This is a genomic window from Aliiroseovarius sp. F47248L (assembly GCF_023016085.1).
GTDB lineage: Bacteria > Pseudomonadota > Alphaproteobacteria > Rhodobacterales > Rhodobacteraceae > Aliiroseovarius.
In genome coordinates, this window is record NZ_JALKBF010000001.1 from 2532501 (window position 1) to 2551342 (window position 18842).

18 protein-coding genes and 1 tRNA gene are annotated in these 18842 nt (G+C 55.5%); 7 read left to right on the top strand and 12 right to left on the bottom strand.

The genetic code is table 11. The features are described 5' to 3' along the window. Nucleotides 1–202 precede the first annotated feature (202 nt). On the top strand, nucleotides 203–952 hold the full coding sequence (locus MWU51_RS12570; RefSeq protein WP_247037595.1) for a class I SAM-dependent methyltransferase: 750 nt from the start codon (nucleotides 203–205) through the stop codon (nucleotides 950–952). A 2-nt stretch (nucleotides 953–954) separates the two neighbouring features. On the opposite strand, the gene msrQ is transcribed toward MWU51_RS12570, so the two are convergent. The 3 genes from msrQ to MWU51_RS12585 all read right to left on the bottom strand — a co-directional run bounded on the left by msrQ (nucleotide 955) and on the right by MWU51_RS12585 (nucleotide 4085). Continuing rightward, nucleotides 955–1587, bottom strand: coding sequence for a protein-methionine-sulfoxide reductase heme-binding subunit MsrQ (gene msrQ, locus MWU51_RS12575; RefSeq protein ID WP_247037596.1), 633 nt, complete (start codon nucleotides 1585–1587; stop codon nucleotides 955–957). Then, nucleotides 1587–2495: a protein-methionine-sulfoxide reductase catalytic subunit MsrP gene (gene msrP / locus MWU51_RS12580; protein ID WP_247037597.1), complete on the bottom strand. Its 909-nt coding sequence runs from the start codon at nucleotides 2493–2495 to the stop codon at nucleotides 1587–1589. The genes msrQ and msrP overlap by 1 nt, the downstream gene beginning before the upstream one ends. A gap of 102 nt (nucleotides 2496–2597) precedes the next feature. Beyond that, the gene (locus MWU51_RS12585; RefSeq protein ID WP_247037598.1) at nucleotides 2598–4085 is read right to left on the bottom strand and encodes an FMN-binding glutamate synthase family protein; all 1488 of its coding nucleotides are present in this window, start codon (nucleotides 4083–4085) and stop codon (nucleotides 2598–2600) included. A gap of 391 nt (nucleotides 4086–4476) precedes the next feature. Here MWU51_RS12585 and MWU51_RS12590 point away from each other — a divergent pair, with 391 nt between their 5' ends. Then, nucleotides 4477–4716, top strand: a complete 240-nt coding sequence (locus MWU51_RS12590; RefSeq protein WP_247037599.1) for an EF-hand domain-containing protein — start codon at nucleotides 4477–4479, stop codon at nucleotides 4714–4716. Nucleotides 4717–4798: 82 nt separating this feature from the next. On the opposite strand, the gene clpB is transcribed toward MWU51_RS12590, so the two are convergent. Continuing rightward, entirely contained in the window at nucleotides 4799–7414 is a 2616-nt protein-coding gene (clpB, locus tag MWU51_RS12595; RefSeq protein ID WP_247037600.1) for an ATP-dependent chaperone ClpB, read from the bottom strand. Nucleotides 7415–7648: 234 nt separating this feature from the next. Between clpB and pyrF the strand changes: the two genes are divergently transcribed. Both pyrF and MWU51_RS12605 read left to right on the top strand, forming a co-directional pair. Continuing rightward, the gene (gene pyrF, locus MWU51_RS12600; protein ID WP_247037601.1) at nucleotides 7649–8368 is read left to right on the top strand and encodes an orotidine-5'-phosphate decarboxylase; all 720 of its coding nucleotides are present in this window, start codon (nucleotides 7649–7651) and stop codon (nucleotides 8366–8368) included. 164 nt (nucleotides 8369–8532) lie between these two features. Further along, nucleotides 8533–9261: a hypothetical protein gene (locus tag MWU51_RS12605; RefSeq protein WP_247037603.1), complete on the top strand. Its 729-nt coding sequence runs from the start codon at nucleotides 8533–8535 to the stop codon at nucleotides 9259–9261. A gap of 14 nt (nucleotides 9262–9275) precedes the next feature. On the opposite strand, the gene MWU51_RS12610 is transcribed toward MWU51_RS12605, so the two are convergent. From MWU51_RS12610 to MWU51_RS12620, 3 genes are read right to left on the bottom strand one after another with little or no spacing between them, the layout of a single operon-like run. Next, a complete protein-coding gene (locus tag MWU51_RS12610; protein ID WP_247037605.1) occupies nucleotides 9276–9545 on the bottom strand; it encodes a hypothetical protein in 270 nt (89 codons plus the stop codon). After that, complete coding sequence (locus tag MWU51_RS12615; RefSeq protein WP_247037607.1) at nucleotides 9545–10432, bottom strand: SPFH domain-containing protein; 888 nt, start codon at nucleotides 10430–10432, stop codon at nucleotides 9545–9547. Before MWU51_RS12615 ends, MWU51_RS12610 begins: the two co-directional genes overlap by 1 nt. A 43-nt stretch (nucleotides 10433–10475) precedes the next feature. After that, complete coding sequence (locus MWU51_RS12620) at nucleotides 10476–10871, bottom strand: NUDIX hydrolase (RefSeq protein ID WP_247037609.1); 396 nt, start codon at nucleotides 10869–10871, stop codon at nucleotides 10476–10478. Between the two features lie 103 nt (nucleotides 10872–10974). On the opposite strand from MWU51_RS12620, the gene MWU51_RS12625 reads away from it, so the two are divergent. Further along, on the top strand, nucleotides 10975–12228 hold the full coding sequence (locus MWU51_RS12625; protein ID WP_247037611.1) for a DNA polymerase IV: 1254 nt from the start codon (nucleotides 10975–10977) through the stop codon (nucleotides 12226–12228). 2 nt (nucleotides 12229–12230) lie between these two features. Here the strand turns inward: MWU51_RS12625 and MWU51_RS12630 are convergent, their stop codons facing one another. Continuing rightward, nucleotides 12231–13091 carry an N-formylglutamate amidohydrolase gene (locus tag MWU51_RS12630; RefSeq protein WP_247037613.1) on the bottom strand — a complete coding sequence of 287 codons (861 nt, stop codon included), beginning with the start codon at nucleotides 13089–13091 and terminating at the stop codon, nucleotides 12231–12233. A 166-nt stretch (nucleotides 13092–13257) separates the two neighbouring features. On the opposite strand from MWU51_RS12630, the gene MWU51_RS12635 reads away from it, so the two are divergent. After that, nucleotides 13258–13332 (top strand) — tRNA-Val (locus MWU51_RS12635). An 81-nt stretch (nucleotides 13333–13413) separates the two neighbouring features. After that, nucleotides 13414–13539 carry a type B 50S ribosomal protein L36 gene (gene ykgO, locus MWU51_RS12640; RefSeq protein WP_005850168.1) on the top strand — a complete coding sequence of 42 codons (126 nt, stop codon included), beginning with the start codon at nucleotides 13414–13416 and terminating at the stop codon, nucleotides 13537–13539. A 95-nt stretch (nucleotides 13540–13634) separates the two neighbouring features. On the opposite strand, the gene MWU51_RS12645 is transcribed toward ykgO, so the two are convergent. From MWU51_RS12645 to MWU51_RS12660, 4 genes are all read right to left on the bottom strand, one after another. After that, nucleotides 13635–15110 carry a peptidoglycan-binding domain-containing protein gene (locus tag MWU51_RS12645; RefSeq protein ID WP_247037614.1) on the bottom strand — a complete coding sequence of 492 codons (1476 nt, stop codon included), beginning with the start codon at nucleotides 15108–15110 and terminating at the stop codon, nucleotides 13635–13637. Nucleotides 15111–15256: 146 nt separating this feature from the next. Next, complete coding sequence (locus MWU51_RS12650; RefSeq protein WP_247037615.1) at nucleotides 15257–16456, bottom strand: phenylacetate--CoA ligase family protein; 1200 nt, start codon at nucleotides 16454–16456, stop codon at nucleotides 15257–15259. Between the two features lie 69 nt (nucleotides 16457–16525). Beyond that, a complete protein-coding gene (locus MWU51_RS12655; RefSeq protein WP_247037616.1) occupies nucleotides 16526–17374 on the bottom strand; it encodes an ABC transporter ATP-binding protein in 849 nt (282 codons plus the stop codon). Nucleotides 17375–17451: 77 nt separating this feature from the next. Next, nucleotides 17452–18738, bottom strand: a complete 1287-nt coding sequence (locus MWU51_RS12660; protein ID WP_247037617.1) for an ABC transporter substrate-binding protein — start codon at nucleotides 18736–18738, stop codon at nucleotides 17452–17454. Between the last annotated feature and the right edge of the window lie 104 nt (nucleotides 18739–18842).

An 18842-nucleotide genomic window follows, 5' to 3' on the forward strand; every position in this document is an offset into this window, starting at 1 on the left:
AAGGGCAAGAACTCTCCCATTCCGATTTGCGATTGTTACCCGGCAAGGATAGGGCCGACTCGTTGTTCTGTCTCGTCATCGATGCCACCACGGAATCTGTACAGAATCTAAATGTCGCTCGGGTCTATCAAGACTTTTCTTGCACATCCAACCTGGATGATTGAACAGTTGCAGACCACAAATGCATCAGAAGAGGTCTAAATTGCCGAACACCCGACAAATCACCATCGCCGACATTGCTGAGATTGCAAAAGCCGCTGAGACACGGATAGACCTGATTACGCAGTTGGTCGAATTGCTTGATTCACCGACAGTCCTTGAACTTGGCGTATGGCACGGTGAATTTGCAAAAGATGTTCTCGAACGGAACTCCTCCATCAAGGCATACTATATGCTTGATCCTTGGCGCACGTTAGACAACTGGAACAAACCGTTCAACATAGACGCACCCGAGTTCGAGAAAGCATACAAAACCTCACTCAAAAACACCGAATTCGCGGCCGAGAAGCGGATCGTACTTCGTGGAACGACGTTGGAGGTGATCGACCAGATCGAAGATGAATCGCTTGATCTTATCTATATCGACGGAGATCACACGCTCAGAGGCATATGCATCGATCTGATTTCGGTATGGCCTAAACTAAGACCTGGAGGAATTATTGTGGGTGACGATTTCTCTCCGACAATCTGGCAACATAGCACCGAGTACGAACCAACGTTTGTGTATCCCTTTGCACAATATTTCGCAGAAGCTCACAAAGCGCCAATGGTTGCCGCTCATCGTGCACAATTTGTTATAATCAAGCCCAAAGACCAAAATCATGGACATCATTTTCTGGATGTCACGGGCCTGTATCGCAATCCGAATGTTCTGGATCAGATAACAAACAAGCCCACAAAGAAGAAACCTAGCAAGATCACCACGATTCTTAAGAAATTCGGGCTTCGTTGACATTACGTCGGAAGGGATAACGAGTGCTTCTTACTTCGGACGCGCTTTGTAGCTTGCCAAACCCGCCACCCCAACAACGCAACAATAACCGCCATATACATAAGCGCATCAGCTTCCCATGTCTTACCGACCATGATGAAGTGCACACCGCCCAACAGAGCAATGGGATAGACCAGCCGGTGCAGCTTACGCCACTTCGGGCCGAGCTTGCGCACCGACCAGTTATTTGACGTGATCACCAGCGGCACCATCAACAGAAACGCACCCATTCCGACCGTGATATAGGGACGTTTCAGGATGTCTTTCCAAATCTCGGACAGGATCTGAACATCCAGCACCAACCAAACCAGAAGGTGAGTCGTCACAAAATAGAAGGTCAAGACACCGATCGCACGCCGAAAACGGATCAGATTTACACCGGTAATAGATCGCAATGGCGACACGCACAGACCCACGATCAGAGCCTTTAGAGCTAGACGACCCAACTCATGCTCCAACACCTTGACCGGTTCAGCCCCCATGCTGCCCGTTGCCGCAAGATACAACAGCCACGCCGGCCAAAGGGCACCCGCGACATACAGCACCCAAACCGGCACCTTCCGCAGGGCTGTGTTTATCCGGTCAACCAAAGGCATCAGTGGTTCACCACAAGGTCCATGCCGTTATAAAGGCTGGCGACTTCTTCTTGGTATCCGTTGAACTTCAACGTCTCTTGCCGTTTGGCGAATAGGCCACCACCGATCGGTTTCTCGTAGGCTTGCGACCACCGTGGGTGGCTGACTTCGGGGTTCACGTTGGAATAGAAGCCGTATTCGTTCGGCTGCAGCATATTCCACGTGGTCTGTGGTTCTTTATCTGTCAACGTCACGCGGACAATCGACTTGATGGACTTGTAGCCATATTTCCACGGCACAACGAGCCGCAGCGGCGCGCCGTTCTGTTTTGGCATCGGCTCATCATAGATACCGGTGGCCATGATCGTCAGCGGATGCATTGCCTCGTCCAGCCGAAGTCCTTCACGATAGGGCCATTCCAGACTGACGGTTTTCTGTCCGGGCATCTCTTCGGGTCGGAACAAGGTTTGGAAGGCGACGTATTTCGCAGAACCTTGGACCCCCGCCAAATCTAGCAACTGGTTCAGTTCAAATCCGACCCAAGGCACAACCATCGACCAGGTTTCAACACAGCGGAAACGATAGATACGTTCCTCCAGCGTGACCTTCTTCAGAATGTCCGCAAGCCCATACGAACCGGGACGATCCACCATGCCGTCGATTTCGACAGACCACGGATCGGTGGTCAGTTGATGCGCATGACTAGCCGGGTCTGTCTTACCGGTGCCGAATTCATAAAAGTTGTTGTAGGAAGAAATATCTTCCAGCGCAGTCGGCTCAAGGTCGGCCGAGTATTTCGACGCACCCAGCGCCGGACCCAGCGCCAGCCCGGCGGCAAGCCCGGCGGCACCACCCATCAATTGACGTCTGCTCATGTAATCCGCGCGCGGTGTAATATCGGAATATTTCAGTTTACTCGTAAAAGCCATCTGGCACACCTTTCATGGTCGTCTAACTTTGACCTAAGACAGTGCGCGCGGAAATCCAAAGCACAATGGCTCACGTCCGCGGCAGAGGATTGTAACAATCCATCAATCAAGTGGGGGGACGGCAGGATAGATGTGGTTCATCTGCACCGAACGCCCGTTCTCCTGCACCAGCCGGACATGGTGGCGACCCATGAGGCGCGGCTCGGTCACACCGACCGAATGAGCGATGGTTTCAACCTCGTGGATGATGCCTTTGGCATAACGGGCCACCTTGTCGGCCTTGTCTTCCGGCACCAGACCTTTCTGCAAGCGCGAGTCATGGGTGGTGATTCCCGTGGGACATGTGTTGCGATTGCATTTCATCGCCTGAATACAACCCAGCGAGAACATGAACCCGCGCGCCGAGGTGACGAAATCAGCGCCCGCACAGATCGCCCATGCCACATCCCCCGGAGTGACTAGTTTGCCCGAAGCAATCAGACGGATGCGATCCTTTAACCCATGGCGATCCCGCAAATCGCAGACCAATGGCAACGCTTCACGGATGGGCAGACCAACAAGATCAATCAACGGCATCGGCGCGGCCCCCGTGCCTCCTTCACCGCCATCTATGGTGATGAAGTCGGGCACATCCTTGGCCCCGCGCTGCACGATCCTTTCAAACAATTCTTCAAGAGGCTCAACCGACCCAACAGCTGTTTTGAATCCGACCGGCTTTCCTGTCACCTCACGGATATGGGACAGAACGTTCAGCAGATCATCCCAGTCATCAATTTCCAGATGCCGGTTGGGCGAGATAGAGGCGACACCTTCAGTGATCCCCCGGATCGCCGCAATCTCGGCCGAAACCTTGGCCGCGGGTAAAATGCCACCCTTCCCCGGCTTGGCACCTTGCGCCAGCTTCACCTCGAACATCTTCACCTCGGGATGCGCCGCGATCTCAAACAGCTTCTCGTCCGACAGGTTGCCTTCGGCGTCCCGCACCCCGTATTTCGCAGTGCCTATCTGAAAGACAATGTCGCCACCCCCCTTCAGATGATAATGGGACAACCCACCTTCGCCCGTGTTCATCCAGATACCCGCTTTGGCCGCCCCTATCGACAAAGCTTCGACCGCAGGGCGGGACAAGGCGCCGAAACTCATGCCTGACAAATTGAAAAATGACCGAGCGCTGTAAGGTTGCCGAGCGGTTGGGCCGATCATCAATGGTTTGGTTTGGGTGTATTGATCACTCACCGGTGGAAACGTGGCATTCACAAAGATGGGCGTGCCAGTGATCCCAAGGTTTCTGGTCGACCCGAACGCTACCGTATTCGTATGCCCGGACGCTGCCCGTTCGACCCAATCCCGTTGGGCGCGATTGAACGGCAGTTCCTCACGATCCATAGCAAAGAAGTATTGCCGAAAAAATTCACCTAGATTGGTAAACAATGCCCGAAATCGTCCGATAACCGGATAGTTGCGTCGCACAGCATCATAGGTTTGCAGCCGGTCAATGACGTAAAGAACGATCAGTACCAGAAACCCGATGCCGATCACAAAAAGCATCGCCTGCGCCAACAGCTCAACCGCCCAGAACATGGATTGCATCAATACTCCTCCGTGATTCGGATCGAGTTTAACGTCATGCGCTTAAACGAAAAGACCGTGTCCCAATCTGGTGCGGTGATGTGATTCGAGGATCAAAAGGAATCATCTCAGTCCTCGAACCACCGCAAGCGAAAAGCAGCGCTTGATCCTGCAGCGCATTTTCTCGGCTGCGAATCGCCGAAAGCGCAACTTACAATAGGAGCCGTATTGCCGGGTTCCGACCCGCTCGCACTCGCCTGCGGAACTTCGCCTGTAGGTGGAGGGAAATTTCGCAAATTAGCGCCCAAACAGAGTGCTTTATCTAAATCCGGATGAAGCCGACAAGCGGTCGTGATTTCAATATCCCTGCATCCAACGTTGGGTGCGAACAATAACTCTTGGAGTATATCGTATGAAAACCACATCTCTTGCCGCCGCTCTTCTGATTGCCGGTTCGTCCGCTGTATTTGCTGACATTGCCGCTCTGGATGCAAACGAGGACGGGCAGGTCACGATGGAAGAACTGGTTGCAGTTTATCCTGATGTGACCGCCGAGGACTTCTCGACGGCCGACGCGGACGCAAGCGGCACTCTGGACGCTGATGAACTGGCAGCAGCCCAAGAAGCAGGCGCGATCCCAAGCGAGATGTAAGGGCTCTTCGCCTCTTCCCCACTCACGGCAAAGCCCCGTCGGTTTACACCGACGGGGCTTTCATTTGTTTGGTCAGTTGGTTTTAGTGAACAACCGCATCTTCGGGTGGACGTTGGTTTGAGCTGGCCACCCGATCACCGATGATCAAGCCTTCGGACCCGGCAGTAACCGGTATCGTGTCACCATCCATCACGTCGCCTGCCAGGATCATCTCGGCCAACTGGTCTTGAAGCGCGCGTTGGATAACACGCTTCAATGGGCGGGCACCAAACACGGGATCATAGCCTTCATCGGACAGCCATTTGCGCGCGCCGTCATCCAGTTCAAGGGCGATGTTGCGACGGGCAAGTCGGCGTGCCAAACGTTCCAACTGAATATCGACGATACCACCCATATCGCTCCGGCTAAGGCGATCAAAGATGATCGTTTCATCCAGACGGTTCAGGAACTCGGGACGGAAATGCGCCCGTACCGCATCCATCACGTCGCGCTTGGCATCCGAAGCATCCGCTCCATCCGGCAACTGGCTCAGCGCCTGCGCACCAAGGTTTGACGTCAGGATGATCAGCGTCTGTTTAAAGTCGACCGTACGGCCTTGACCATCGGTCAGTACACCATCGTCCAAAACCTGCAACAGCACGTTGAACACATCCGGGTGGGCCTTTTCAACCTCGTCAAACAGCACGACTTGATACGGTCTGCGCCGCACCGCTTCGGTCAGCACACCGCCTTCGTCATAGCCGACATAGCCCGGAGGCGCGCCGATCAGACGGGCGACGGAGTGTTTCTCCATGAACTCGGACATATCCACGCGGACCATCGCGTTGTCGTCGTCAAACAGATACTCGGCCACCGCTTTCGTCAGTTCGGTCTTACCCACGCCGGTCGGCCCAAGAAATAAGAACGACCCAAGCGGGCGGTTCTCGTCGTTCAAGCCCGCACGCGCGCGGCGCACAGCGTTTGCGACAGCAGTAACTGCCGAAGACTGACCAATCACACGCTTATGCAGCTCTTCTTCCATCCTGAGCAGTTTCTCGCGCTCGCCTTCCAGCATTTTCGAAGTGGGAATACCCGTCCACCGCTCAAGTACACTTGCGATCTGTTCAGGCCGCACGGCTTCTTCGACCATGATGTCGCTCTCGGCGTTTTCGGTTTCTTCCAGCTTCTTCTGAAGACCAGGAATGACGCCATAGGACAGCTCACCAGCCTTGGCCAGATTGCCTTCGCGCTTGGCGGCATCCAGTTCCGCTCGGGCGCGATCCAGCTGTTCCTTCAAGCCACGAGCCCCTTCAAGCTGATCCCGTTCGGCCTGCCATTTGGCAGTCAATGACGCCGATTTTTCCTGAAGATCGGACAACTCAGCCTCAAGCTTCTCAAGACGATCTTTCGACGCCTTGTCGTCTTCCAGCTTCAAGGCCTCGGATTCGATCTGCATCTGCATGATCTGACGATCCAGCGCATCCAATTCCTCGGGTTTGCTGTCAACTTCCATCCGCAGGCGGCTGGCAGCTTCGTCCACAAGGTCAATCGCTTTGTCGGGCAAGAACCGGTCGGTGATGTAACGATGGCTGAGCGTTGACGCAGCAACAAGCGCACTATCCGAAATCCGCACGCCGTGGTGCAGCTCATATTTCTCTTTGATTCCCCGAAGGATCGAGATCGTGTCTTCTACCGTCGGCTCTTCCACCATCACAGGCTGGAACCGGCGGGCAAGGGCTGCGTCCTTTTCGACATATTTGCGGTATTCATCCAGCGTGGTGGCCCCAACGCAGTGCAACTCACCGCGCGCTAGTGCAGGCTTGATCAGGTTGGCCGCATCCATCGCGCCATCCGATTTGCCAGCCCCCACAAGCGTGTGCATTTCGTCGATGAACAGGATGATTTCTCCGGCAGCCGACGTCACTTCGTTCAGAACGGCTTTCAGACGCTCTTCAAACTCACCGCGATATTTCGCGCCAGCGATCAGTGCACCCATATCCAGCGCCAACAACTTCTTGTTGCGCAGGCTTTCAGGCACGTCGCCATTGATGATGCGTAGGGCCAAGCCTTCGGCAATCGCAGTTTTACCAACGCCGGGTTCCCCGATCAGAACAGGGTTGTTTTTGGTGCGGCGTGACAGAACCTGCATCGTGCGGCGAATTTCTTCGTCGCGGCCGATGATCGGGTCAATCTTGCCCTCTTCCGCAGCTTCGGTCAGATCGCGGGCGTATTTTGACAAGGCTTCATAGCTGTCTTCGGCGCTGGCACTGTCCGCCGTCCGCCCCTGTCGAACTGCGTTGATTGCAGCGTTCAGTTTCTTGGCATCTACGGCACCGGCATCCAACGCGTCCCGCGCCTTGGACTTAATCATAGCCAATGCCGTCAACAGACGTTCGACGGGCACAAAGCTATCGCCGGCCTGTTTGGCCAGTTTCTGCGCCTCGTCCAGCACGCGGGCGGTGGCGTTGTCCATGTAAACCTGGGCGGCATCACCTGTCACTTTCGACAGTTTGCCAATGGAATCGTCCACCGCTGCACGGACACGTTCGGGCGACCCACCTGCCTTGCGGATCAGGTTGGCGCTCATCCCTTCTTCGTCATCCATCAGGGCTTTCAACAGATGCTCGGGAACCAACCGTTGGTGGTTTTCGCGCATCGCGATGGTCTGTGCGGCCTGAATGAAACCACGCGACCGTTCTGTGAACTTGTTCAAGTCCATGTCACTCTCCTTACAAAGCGCCCACAATCGGAATGCCCACCCTTGCGGCACATCCCTTCGGGCCTCGCAATAAAGATGGGAATGGGTCGAAAAAATGCAAGACGTTGGAAGGGCGGATTACCCGAAAATCAACCGTTTTCCCGTCCAACAAATCGCGGGCCAATCGACGATCAATTGCCTTTGGCCCGGTCTGCGTTTAGGACAGGCCAACCGCGCAATTAAATAGAGCTTCCCATGTCTGATGACCGCCTGATCTTTGCCCTTGATGTCCCCAACGCGCTGGAAGGCTTGCAGTTCGCCGAGGCACTGGGCGACGCAGTAAGCTTCTACAAAATCGGGCTGGGCATGTTGACAGGTGGTGGATTGGCACTGGCCAATGAACTGAAACAAGAGCATGGCAAGAAAATCTTTCTGGACATGAAGCTGTTCGACATCGGCAACACCGTCGAAGCCGCCGTTCGCGGTCTGTCACAGTTCGATCTGGATTTCCTGACCGTCCACGGCGACCCGAACGTGGTGCGCGCCGCGCAAGAAGGCAAGGGCAGCAGTGAGATGAAGATCCTTGCCGTGACCATCCTGACATCACTGGATCGCGACGATCTGGATGCCGCGTTAATCAAACCGGGCAAAATTCAGGATCTGGTGCTGGAACGAGCCGCACGCGCGCTAGAGGCAGGCGCCGATGGTGTCATCGCTTCACCGCAAGAGGCCAAGCAGATCCGCGCCCTTCCCGAGGCAGACGGAAAGCTGATCGTTACGCCGGGTGTGCGTCCAGCCGGATCTGACCTGGGTGACCAAAAGCGGATCGCCACCCCCGCGCAGGCCATAGCTGATGGCGTGGATCACATTGTGGTCGGTCGCCCGATCCGCAATGCCAAAGACCCAAAGGCCGCAGCCGAGGCAATCATTGCGGAACTGAACTCACCTCAGGCACAGCGGGCGAACCAACGCTGATTGGCACCTTCTAAGCAGTCGGGTCACGACCCGCTCGTACAAACGTGAGCCAAAGACAGGGCTTGCAACCTTGTGTGGCGCAAACATAGTATCGAACATGGGGTCTGATGTGCTTTTCTGAAGCACAGCAACGAATACTGACGACGGCTAATCCGAGGTGCCCCATGCCCGACCCACGCCCCAACCCCGACATGTCCACCGTGTTGCGACTTCGGCGAGCGATCGGTGCGATCGGGCTGACGCTTCCCTTTGTGCTGCTTGCCAATGTTTATCTGTTCGACGTTCCCATGCAGGAGTCGATTTCGGATTTCTTTTATACGGAACTACGTGAGGTCTTTGTGTCAGCCGCTGCCGGCGTCGGGCTGTTTCTGGTGGCTTATGAAGGATACTGCCGCGAACCGGACGAGATTTTGTCCGACCGCATGGTGTCCACCATTTCAGGTGTCGCGGTGTTTACGACGGCTTTCATCCCGACACTTTGCGATCGCGAAAACTGCTATCAGCCCTTGGCGTTGTTTGACCGGCTAATCCCGCCTTCGATGGACCAGATCCAACAGAATATCCATTTCTCCGCAGCCGGGCTGTTCCTGATTTTCATGGGAATAACATCCATCCGGCTATTCACCCGTTGCTCGGTCGCAGATTATGGTTCGCACAAAAAACGTCGCAACCAATGCTACCGGGGCTTTGGTTGGACGATCATCGCAATGGTGATCCTGATCGGCGTGGTCAAAATCTTCCTCCCCGAACACGGTAAAATCTGGGATGCCAATTGGTCCTTCACCTTCTGGGCTGAAAGCGTTGCCCTGTGGGCGCTTGGGTTGAGTTGGCTGTTGAAAGGCGGCACCATGGCCGAGCAGATGCCTTTTCTGTTCGAGGCCGAAACAGCCTAGTTCCGGCGCCAAAATCACAGCTCGTTGATATCGACATCAATGCGTTTTGACTGCCCTTTGCGCACACCGATCACTCGACGCAGGATCAACCATGTCACCAACGAGATGGCTGCGAACAGAACCAGTATCCACGGCAAACTAGGTACGACGCCGACCAACAGCAGAAAACCTACTGCGGCGGCACCGACTGCAAAACCAAGGAATATGAAGCCGGGAGCCAGCATCTCGAGAATGCCAAGGGCAATCGCCCCAGCGACCCATACCCACCATGTTGCCCACAGCATTATGGCTTTCCTTTCAACAGCTTGAAGGCATCTCCAAACGCATCCAGCGCATGTGCGGGCAGGATGATGGTTTGCTTGCCCTCACCTTTTCCGACAGAGGTCAGGGCTTCTACCTGCTTCAGAGCAACCTGATACTGAGCCGCTTCCAACCCGTTTTCCGCGATGGCCTTGGCAACAACTTCGGTCGCGTACGCCTCGGCATCGGCGGAAATGCGTCGGGCCTTGGCGGTTTGTTCGGCGGCATAAAGCTCGGCATCCGCGGCCAGTTCGACGGCGCGGCGTTTACCTTCCGCTTCCGTCACCTGCGCCCGGCGGGCTCGTTCTGCGTTCAATTGCTGAAGCATGGCTTCGCGTGTTGCATTGTCCAGATTCACATCCAGTATTTCGGCCCGCGTCACTTCTATCCCCCAATCGTCCACCGCATCCGCGACCTGCTGCTTGATCTTCGAGATTAACTGCTGGCGGTTTGATTGAACCTCGTCCAACTCCATCTCGCCAATGCCCGAGCGGACGATCCCCGCAACCGTCGTCGAAATCGCCGCGTCCACATCGCGGATACGATAAACCGTCTTTTCCGGCTCAAGAATGCGGTAGAACACGCTGGTATCCACCTGAACCAACACGTTGTCCGATGTGATGGCGTCCTGACTGGCGGTGGGCAACTGACGCTCAAGAATAGACACCTTGTGCCGAACACGATCCAGAAACGGGACGATGAAGTTGATACCCGGCCCCAGAACATTTTGCAGGCGGCCAAACCGCTCGACCACAAATTTCTGGCTTTGCGGAACGATTTTGACGCCCAAAAGGACGACGATGATCAGGAAGGCTGCCAACAGCAGGAGGACGCTGTTGCCGCCAAGCAGATCTGCGGGGATGTCATTCATGGAAAGAACCTTTCACTGTCCGATAATTGGTTAGAAGATGGTGTTATTTAGCCGGATGTTCAATGTTATGATCCGCAATAGCGGCAAGTGCAGCCTGTAGTCGCGGCTTGAAATGAGCAATCGCTTTCGGGTGCGACAACCACGCTAACGGCTCCATCAATGTCCAACACTGCCCTTCATCACCAAACACGATATCTTGTGCATGAGATTGTGGCAGAGACGCGGCAAACCACCAGGTTTTTGTGCCGGGAATCGTCGGGCTGTCGAAGGTGCGCCGCCAGATCAGATCTTTTTCAACCAGCCTTAGCCCTAGCTCTTCATAGGTTTCGCGAAGCACACACTGTTCAGGGGTTTCGCCCGGATCATTCGCGCCACCGGGGAAATCCCACATTTCAGGATGTGGAATATGTGCAAAATCATCACGCAACAGGGTTGCCACCTGACCGCCAATCAGCAACACAAGTTTCGCCCCGCTAAATTTCATGTGCCGCCTTTGGTTCGTCAAATGCTTGAGCCACGCCGCCGATAAGATACCATACCACATGCCCGCTTTGTGCCGAGATTGCCTGACCCAGTTTAACGATGGTCGCCGCTGCCCGTCCTGCCGCAGCCCGCGGGTGCTTGCGCATCCTGAACTTTTTGACCTGACCATCGCGCATATGGATTGCGATGCATTCTATGCCTCGGTGGAAAAGCGTGACAATCCCGATCTGGCAGATAAGCCGGTGATAATTGGGGGTGGCAAACGCGGCGTGGTGTCGACCGCCTGCTATGTGGCGCGCATCCGCGGGGTGCGGTCCGCCATGCCTATGTTTCAGGCGCTAAAACTGTGCCCGGAAGCGGTGGTGATCCGCCCGCACGGCAGCCACTATGCCGCAGTGTCTAAACAAATTCGCGCGATGATGGACGACTTATCGCCGTCTATCGAGCCGCTGTCGCTGGACGAGGCCTTTGTGGATATGACCGGCACCGAAAGACTGCATGGCGCGCCACCTGCGGTTATGCTGGCACGGCTGGTCAATCGGATGCAGGATGAGTTGGGACTGACAGGTTCAATTGGACTGAGCCACAACAAGTTTTTGGCAAAGGTGGCATCAGACCTCGATAAACCGCGCGGATTTTCGGTGATCGGCAAAGCGGAAACCGCCCGGTTTCTACATGACAAGCCAGTGGGGTTGATCTGGGGTGTGGGTGGCGTCAGCCAAGCCGCACTGGAAAAAGCGGGCATTCGAACCTTTGCAGATCTACTGCGCTGGGAAAAGCCAGACCTGATCGCGCGGTTTGGTGGGATGGGCGAACGGCTTTGGCATCTGGCACGCGGAGAAGACAAACGACGTGTGTCAGCCCATGCGCCGGTCAAGTCAATATCGAACGAAACGACTTTTTTCGAGGATACGTCAGACATCGACCTTTTGGATGGTCACTTGTGGCGCTTGGCCGAGAAGGTGTCCGACCGCGCAAAAGCCCGCGGTCTGGCCGGGCGTGTGGTCACGCTGAAGCTGAAACGCGCCGATTTCCGGGCAATTAGCCGACAAAGCAACCTTGGGGATGTGACACAATCTGCTGACCGGATTTATCGAATAGTTCGTACATTGCTGGACATCGTTGCCGACAAGGGGCCGTTTCGTCTGATCGGTGTTGGGCTAAGCCATCTTGGCCCTGCTGATAACGCCGATCTCAGTGATGATCTGCTTGACCCAAACGCCGCCAAGCGACGCGCGGCCGAGCGGGCGACTGACAAAATCCGTGCCCGATTCGGTCATGACAGCATTGTCAAAGGTCGTGGGATTCGCTGAGGTTACTCGGCGGCCAAGGCGTTCTCGCTGCGTCCAATATCGGCGATCTCAGCAATCACCGACGACAGTCTTGCGCGGATCTGTAAAAAGTCATTACTTGGGCGCACCATCTGCTCATCCAGATACAGCGAGCGATCAATCTCGACCTGAACGACATGCTGCCCCCGTGACGGGCGCCCGTAGTGCTGAGCCATATACGCCCCTGAAAACGGCGTGTTGCGTGCTGTTTCAAACCCGGCGCGGACAAACGCAGCCTCGACACGACCCACAATGTCCGGTGCAGCCGAAGCGCCGAAACGGTCGCCCAGAACAATTTGCGGACAGCGCCCTTCGTCTTTGGTCAGGCTGCTGACCGCCTCATGCGGCATGGAATGGCAATCGATCAATATCGCCTCATCAAACGTCGCATGGCTGCAATCCAAAAGGGATTGCAATGCCACATGATAGGGCTGCCAGTGTTGCACCAGTCGCGCTTGTGCGTCCCGTAATGACATCTTTCCGCGATAGATTGCACGACCACCTGCAACCACACGCGGGATAACGCCCAGCCCCGATGAGACTCGTGGATTGTGATCAACCCGACGCAGACCATTGATCAAAGCCGGGTCTAATTCTTCAGGTCCACGATTCAGATCGACATAGGCACGAGGGGTGCGTGACACTAGAAACGGAGCACCATGATCCGCCACCGATGCATACAACTGATCAACATAGGCATCTTCCGAAGAACGCAGAGCCTGTTCGTCCAGCACGCTGTCCTGAATGAATTCCGGCGAATAATCCCGACCGCTATGAGGCGACGCAAAGACCACACTTGTTGTGCGCTCCCTTGGCATTGTCAGCGTATATGGGGGTATCGACATCCGAAGCCTCTGTGCCTTTCCTACAATGGACAATATGGCAAAAATTCTCTCGTCAAAAGGCCTTGCGCACGGGCACGACTCCTTTTATAGAACCGCGAACCGGCGCGGGTATTCCCGCGTCGCGTTTTTTGGATCAGTCACTTTGATTGGTTCGGGAAGATTTTCCGGGCGATTAGCTCAGCGGTAGAGCACTTCGTTGACATCGAAGGGGTCACTGGTTCGATCCCAGTATCGCCCACCATGAACCGCCCGACGACCGCAGGGTCAGACGGTAAAATGTAGCTTAGGCGCAACCGCAGCGCCGCGTTGAAGGAGAAGGAACATGAAAGTTCGCAACTCGCTCCGCTCGCTGAAGAACCGCCACCGCGACTGTCGCGTGGTGCGCCGTAAAGGCCGCGTTTACGTAATCAACAAAACGCAACGCCGGTTCAAAGCCCGTCAGGGCTGAGCCTATCAGCAGCGTTATCGAAAAGGCCGCCCACAGGGCGGCTTTTTTGTCTCCGCAGTTGCGCCTGACCACTGGTTCAGGACAGGCGCAACCTTCTACATATTGATCAACAATCTGGCCAATGTGATCTGGTCAACAAACCCCGTGACGGATAGGCCACGGCTTTTCTGATATTGGCGCAAGGCCTTACGAGTCTGCGCATCAAACGTTCCATCGACCTTACCAGCATTGAATCCCAACCCGGTCAACCGTTGTTCGACGATCAACCTCAGCGGACCATTCTTCAGTAGCGAGGCCTCGGCAGCGGAAAGTGCTTTTTGTTCCGTCCGAGCTTTTTGCGACTGCTTCAGTTCGTCTATTCTGTTATTTGCAACATCCGAGAAATAGCCATTCGGATGCCTGCGCAGAAATGTTTCATATGCCTGCACGGTATCTTTGGCTTTCGCGACGTTCCAGTTTTCAAGTTCGATCTTGCTGACCTTACCGCTTCCGCCACGCTGCAACTTCGCCAGGGCAGCGTTTGCTTCGTCTGAATGTAACCCATCAGGATATTTCTTGAGATAGGCTAGCAGTCCCTTTGCGCTGCCATCCTTCCCGTTTTTATTCCAGAACGCGTGATCCTGACGCGTTTCTTCCGCCGCTCGTTCGCGTGCGGATTCTTCCATTTCCGCCGCGCGACGTGATGCCTGCCGCTGTAACGCGGTAACCTGTCGTGCATTCAGATAGCCGGTCGCATCATTCCCCTGATCGTATTGCCAAGCCTTAATCGCCGTACGTGAACCGCGGCCAAATATTCCGTCGATGCCGCCGGGACTGTATCCCAGAATAGTCAGGTCGCGCTGGATGTTCCGGCGTTCCGGTCGCGTCAAGCCCAATACCACTTCGGTGCGTTCGGCCTTCGACAGTTCTCCTCGCGTGAACGGAGTGTTGTCGGTAACTGTCCCAAACACCTCGATCCTTGGATGATTTTCTTTCAGGGTGCTGCGCATCTTTGCGTCTGGCACCAAAGCGGTTTTGTCAACAAAACGCGAGAGGCCACGCGCGGGCCCGATCAAGACGCCAACACCTAGTGGCGCTTCAATCGGCCCGACACCCGGAATCAGTCCAGTTCCCAGCGGCGTCCCATCGCCTTGTGGTGCCAACAGGACCAAGGCGCGATCAGGGTGATCCGCAACGCTGCGCAGGATCGCGCTTAGCGGCACGCCAACACTGCCAATAGACAGATCATCAATTTCATCGGCATAGCGCGTGATCAGCCAGGTTTCATCACCATTATTGGCGAACCGCCCCGTCAAAAAGATCAGCAGACGATCTGCATCCTCTGCCTCGGTGCGGAACTCTGAGATCACTTCCCAAGTATCATCGGCACGCTCTGACTCGCTGTCAAAGTAAGTAAAGCCCTCTTGTCTCAGACGGCGTTCCAACAAGTCAGTGTTATCGTTCCCAACAACATCTTCCAAATACCGATAATCGCTTTGTGTCACCAGCAAAGCCGCGTCCTTTGCCACTGCAATCCCCGCGACACTACACAACGCTGCCGCTGCGACTGTCATCTGAAACCGATTGGTCATACACAACACCTCCACTGTTATACAACAACGTCTAAACGTCCGATTGGTTCATACTGGTTGAAAATCCGGCACACTCAACGGAAAAAAGCTGCCAGTCGCAAAACCGGCAGGTTTAGAGGTGAACAAATTCCCTTTCGGTTATCGTATCAGTCGTAGATGCGCTGGTCGTCGATCACGATACCATCGTTGGGCAGGCTGCCGGGCGCGACCAGTTCAATTTTACCCTTCAGCTTCAGCGTTTCAGCCACCGATTTGGCATAGGATTCAGCATCTCCGCCTTCCGCCTCGACCTGAACTGTCATCGCGTCCATTTCACCCTCGCGGGTGGCGATGACGCGAGCTTTTGAAACTTCGGCGTGTTTGGCGACGAAATCGGCAACCTGCTCGGGGCGCACGAACATGCCCTTGATTTTGGCGGTCTGGTCTGCACGACCCATCCAACCTTTGATGCGCATATTGGTGCGGCCACACGGGCTGGTGCCAGTCAACACCGCCGACAAATCGCCGGTCGCAAATCGGATCAGAGGGTAATCCGGGTTTAATGTGGTCACGACAACCTCACCCACTTCGCCTTCGGCCACGGGGTCGCCGGTGCCAGGACGCACGATCTCGACGATCACACCCTCATCGACGATCATACCGTCCCTTGCGTCGCTTTCATAAGCGATGTTACCCAAATCAGCGGTTGCATAGCTCTGCAGGCAAAACACACCGCGATCTGCGTATTCCTGACGTAGACTGGGGAACAGCGCGCCGGCACCCACGGCCGCTTTGGTAATCTTGAGTTGCACTCCATCTGCGTCTGCGCGATCCAGTATAACCTTCAGATAGTCCGGAGTACCCGCATAGGCCGTCGTGCCAATGTCGGCAGCGGCGCGTACCTGAAGCTCGGTCTGACCGACGCCTGCGGGCAGGACCGTTGCGCCAACCGCTTGCGCCCCGTTCTCGAAGATCATGCCAGCAGGTGTCAGATGATAGCCAAAGCAGTTTTGAACGATGTCGTCCGCACCAATACCGCAGGCATGCAGAAAACGCCCCATGCGCCACCAATCATGGCTGACGCCGCCTGGCTCATAGATTGGGCCGGGCGATTGGAAGATATGCGCGGGTTTCTTGACCGCGAAGCCGCCAAAGGGCGGGCTGTCCTTTTGCCACTTGCTAAGATCTGATTTCCGCAAAACCGGATATTTCGACAGATCCGACAGTGACGTGATGTCTGGGCCATCGAGCTGACAGGCACTTTTTGCCGCTCGGGCACGGTCAATCTGAGCACGGAGGCCATCAATTAATGCGCGTGTGCGCTCGTCAGTCGAACGGGTTTCCAGCGCGTCAAAATACTTGGACATGAGTGACCTCTTGTCATCGCCGGGTATCTACCGGCCCTTCGTTACGTTTTAACTTATTGCGGTGGGGCGTTATGCCAACCAACGCTTGCGGCGGCGATAGGACCGCACGTCGCGGAAGCTTTTGCGTCCCTCGTCCGACATACCGAGATAGAATTCTTTGACGTCCGGGTTTTCGCGCAATTCTGCGGCTGGACCGTCCATCACGACGCGCCCATTTTCCAGGATGTACCCGTAATGTGCATAGCGCAGCGCGACGTTGGTGTTCTGCTCTGCCAGCAGGAAGGTCACGCCCTCTTGCTCGTTCACTTTCTTGACGATCTCGAAGATCTGTTCGACCAATTGCGGGGCAAGACCCATGGAGGGTTCGTCCAGCAAGATCATATCAGGGCGTGACATCAGTGCGCGGCCCATCGCCACCATCTGCTGTTCGCCGCCCGAGGTATAGCCGGCCTGGCTTTTGCGCCGTTCTTTCAGGCGCGGGAAATAGTCATATACCATCTCGATGTCCGCTGCGATTGCGGCCTTACCGTCGGTGCGGGTATAAGCACCGGTCAGCAGGTTTTCCTCGACGGTCAGGTGTTCAAAACAGTGACGTCCTTCCATCACCTGAATGACACCGCGTTTGACCAAAGCCGAAGGGTTCAATTCGGCCACATTCTCATTCTTATGCAGAATTGAGCCTTTAGTGACTTCCCCCCGCTCGGATTGCAGCAGGTTCGAAATCGCCTTCAGCGTGGTCGTTTTGCCGGCGCCATTGCCGCCCAGAATGGCAGTGATGCTGCCTTTGGGCACGTTCAGGCTGACGCCCTTCAACACAAGGATCACGTGATTATAGATCACCTCGATATTGTTGACCTCAAGAATATTTTCACCCGCATTCCTTGCGGTCTTTTCAGCGGTCTGTGCGGCGTCCAGCATATCGGTCGTCCTGTTCAAGTTCGTTGTTCGGGGGTCGCCCGGACCAAACGGCCCGAGCGACATATCTTACACGCGGCTTAGTTGCAGCGCTCTGCAATATTGTTTTCGGCAGCGTAAGCGGCTGAGTCTTCGTCGATCAGCGGCTGGATCACTTCCATATCCGACGAACCGAAATCCGAGATCAACGACCACTTGCCAGCAGCCGCATCCCATTGCTGGATCGCGCCTGTGCCGGGGCCACCATGGTTTTCACAGCTGACGGTGAAGGACGGACCGAAGCCCGGCATCCCCAGTTCGGCCATCCGCTCTTCGGTAATCTCCAGCGCTTCCATGCCATCACGCATCATCGACGATGTGATGTCCGGGGTGCCATGAATTTCCTGTGCCTTCTTGGCAGCTTCGGCCAGCAGCATCGCGGCATAGACACCACGGTTGTAGATCGCTTTACCGATGTTGTCGCCGTTCCCGGCAGCCTTGCCAGCATCCACAACGAATTTCTGGATGTCGTCAAAGACAGGATAGTCCGAACCAACACCGTGGAAAGTAACGGCCTTGTATCCTGTGGCTGCATCACCAGCTGGCGCTACGTCATGATCGCCACCTGACCACCAAACGCCGATGAAGTTTTCCATTGGGAAACGAATGTTGGCGGCTTCCTGAATGGCAACCTGGTTCATCACGCCCCAACCATACATGATCACAAAATCCGGGCGTTCGCGGCGAATTTGCAGCCACTGGGCTTTTTGCTCCTGACCGGGGTGATCCACTGGAATCGTCGTGAATTCGAAACCATGCTTTGCGGATAGCTCTTCCAGCGTGCGGATCGGCTCTTTGCCATAAGCAGAGTTGTGATAGACCAGCGCAATTTTCTTGCCCGTCAGGTCACCGCCGCTGACCTCTTTCAGGTGGTTCACCGCCAGCGACGCCGCATTCCAGTAGTTTGCAGGGAAGTTGAACACATGGCTGAACACCTTACCGTTTGCAGCCGAGGTCCGGCCATAGCCGGGTGTGTAAAGCGGGATGTCATCCGCAGTCACTTTCGGGATCAGCTGATAGGTGATGCCGGTCGAAAGTGGGTTATAAGCCAGCGCGCCTTCACCTTTGGTGGCTTCGTAACATTCAACGCCTTTTTCTGTGTTATAGGCGGTCTCACATTCCGGGGCAGATGTCATAACACCACCGATACCACCGTCACGTTCGTTCAGCAGCGTGAAGTAGTCGGCAAAACCATCCGCATAGGGGATACCTCCAGCCGCATACGGACCGGTCCGATAGCTGAGCGAGGGGAATACCAGATCCGCAAGGACCGGAGTTGCCACCATAAGGGCCGTAACACTGGCCGCTGCAAGTTTCGTAAATTTCATTTGCTTCCTCCCTAGATTAGCAAATTGATGTGCCCGTTATGGGTCACGTTGCTTTTCCCTTCGGACCGTCTCCTCGTTGGTCCGAAGGGTTGATAATATACGCA

Coding starts and splice junctions, on each gene's coding strand:
- MWU51_RS12655 (WP_247037616.1), bottom strand. CDS start 17,374: ATGCTGGACGCCGCACAGACCGCTGAAAAGACCGCAAGGAATGCGGGT.
- MWU51_RS12615 (WP_247037607.1), bottom strand. CDS start 10,432: ATGAATGACATCCCCGCAGATCTGCTTGGCGGCAACAGCGTCCTCCTG.
- MWU51_RS12650 (WP_247037615.1), bottom strand. CDS start 16,456: ATGTCCAAGTATTTTGACGCGCTGGAAACCCGTTCGACTGACGAGCGC.
- MWU51_RS12660 (WP_247037617.1), bottom strand. CDS start 18,738: ATGAAATTTACGAAACTTGCAGCGGCCAGTGTTACGGCCCTTATGGTG.
- msrQ (WP_247037596.1), bottom strand. CDS start 1,587: ATGCCTTTGGTTGACCGGATAAACACAGCCCTGCGGAAGGTGCCGGTT.
- MWU51_RS12590 (WP_247037599.1), top strand. CDS start 4,477: ATGAAAACCACATCTCTTGCCGCCGCTCTTCTGATTGCCGGTTCGTCC.
- clpB (WP_247037600.1), bottom strand. CDS start 7,414: ATGGACTTGAACAAGTTCACAGAACGGTCGCGTGGTTTCATTCAGGCC.
- MWU51_RS12585 (WP_247037598.1), bottom strand. CDS start 4,085: ATGCAATCCATGTTCTGGGCGGTTGAGCTGTTGGCGCAGGCGATGCTT.
- MWU51_RS12625 (WP_247037611.1), top strand. CDS start 10,975: ATGCCCGCTTTGTGCCGAGATTGCCTGACCCAGTTTAACGATGGTCGC.
- msrP (WP_247037597.1), bottom strand. CDS start 2,495: ATGGCTTTTACGAGTAAACTGAAATATTCCGATATTACACCGCGCGCG.
- pyrF (WP_247037601.1), top strand. CDS start 7,649: ATGTCTGATGACCGCCTGATCTTTGCCCTTGATGTCCCCAACGCGCTG.
- MWU51_RS12610 (WP_247037605.1), bottom strand. CDS start 9,545: ATGCTGTGGGCAACATGGTGGGTATGGGTCGCTGGGGCGATTGCCCTT.
- ykgO (WP_005850168.1), top strand. CDS start 13,414: ATGAAAGTTCGCAACTCGCTCCGCTCGCTGAAGAACCGCCACCGCGAC.
- MWU51_RS12630 (WP_247037613.1), bottom strand. CDS start 13,091: ATGTCGATACCCCCATATACGCTGACAATGCCAAGGGAGCGCACAACA.
- MWU51_RS12605 (WP_247037603.1), top strand. CDS start 8,533: ATGCCCGACCCACGCCCCAACCCCGACATGTCCACCGTGTTGCGACTT.
- MWU51_RS12645 (WP_247037614.1), bottom strand. CDS start 15,110: ATGACCAATCGGTTTCAGATGACAGTCGCAGCGGCAGCGTTGTGTAGT.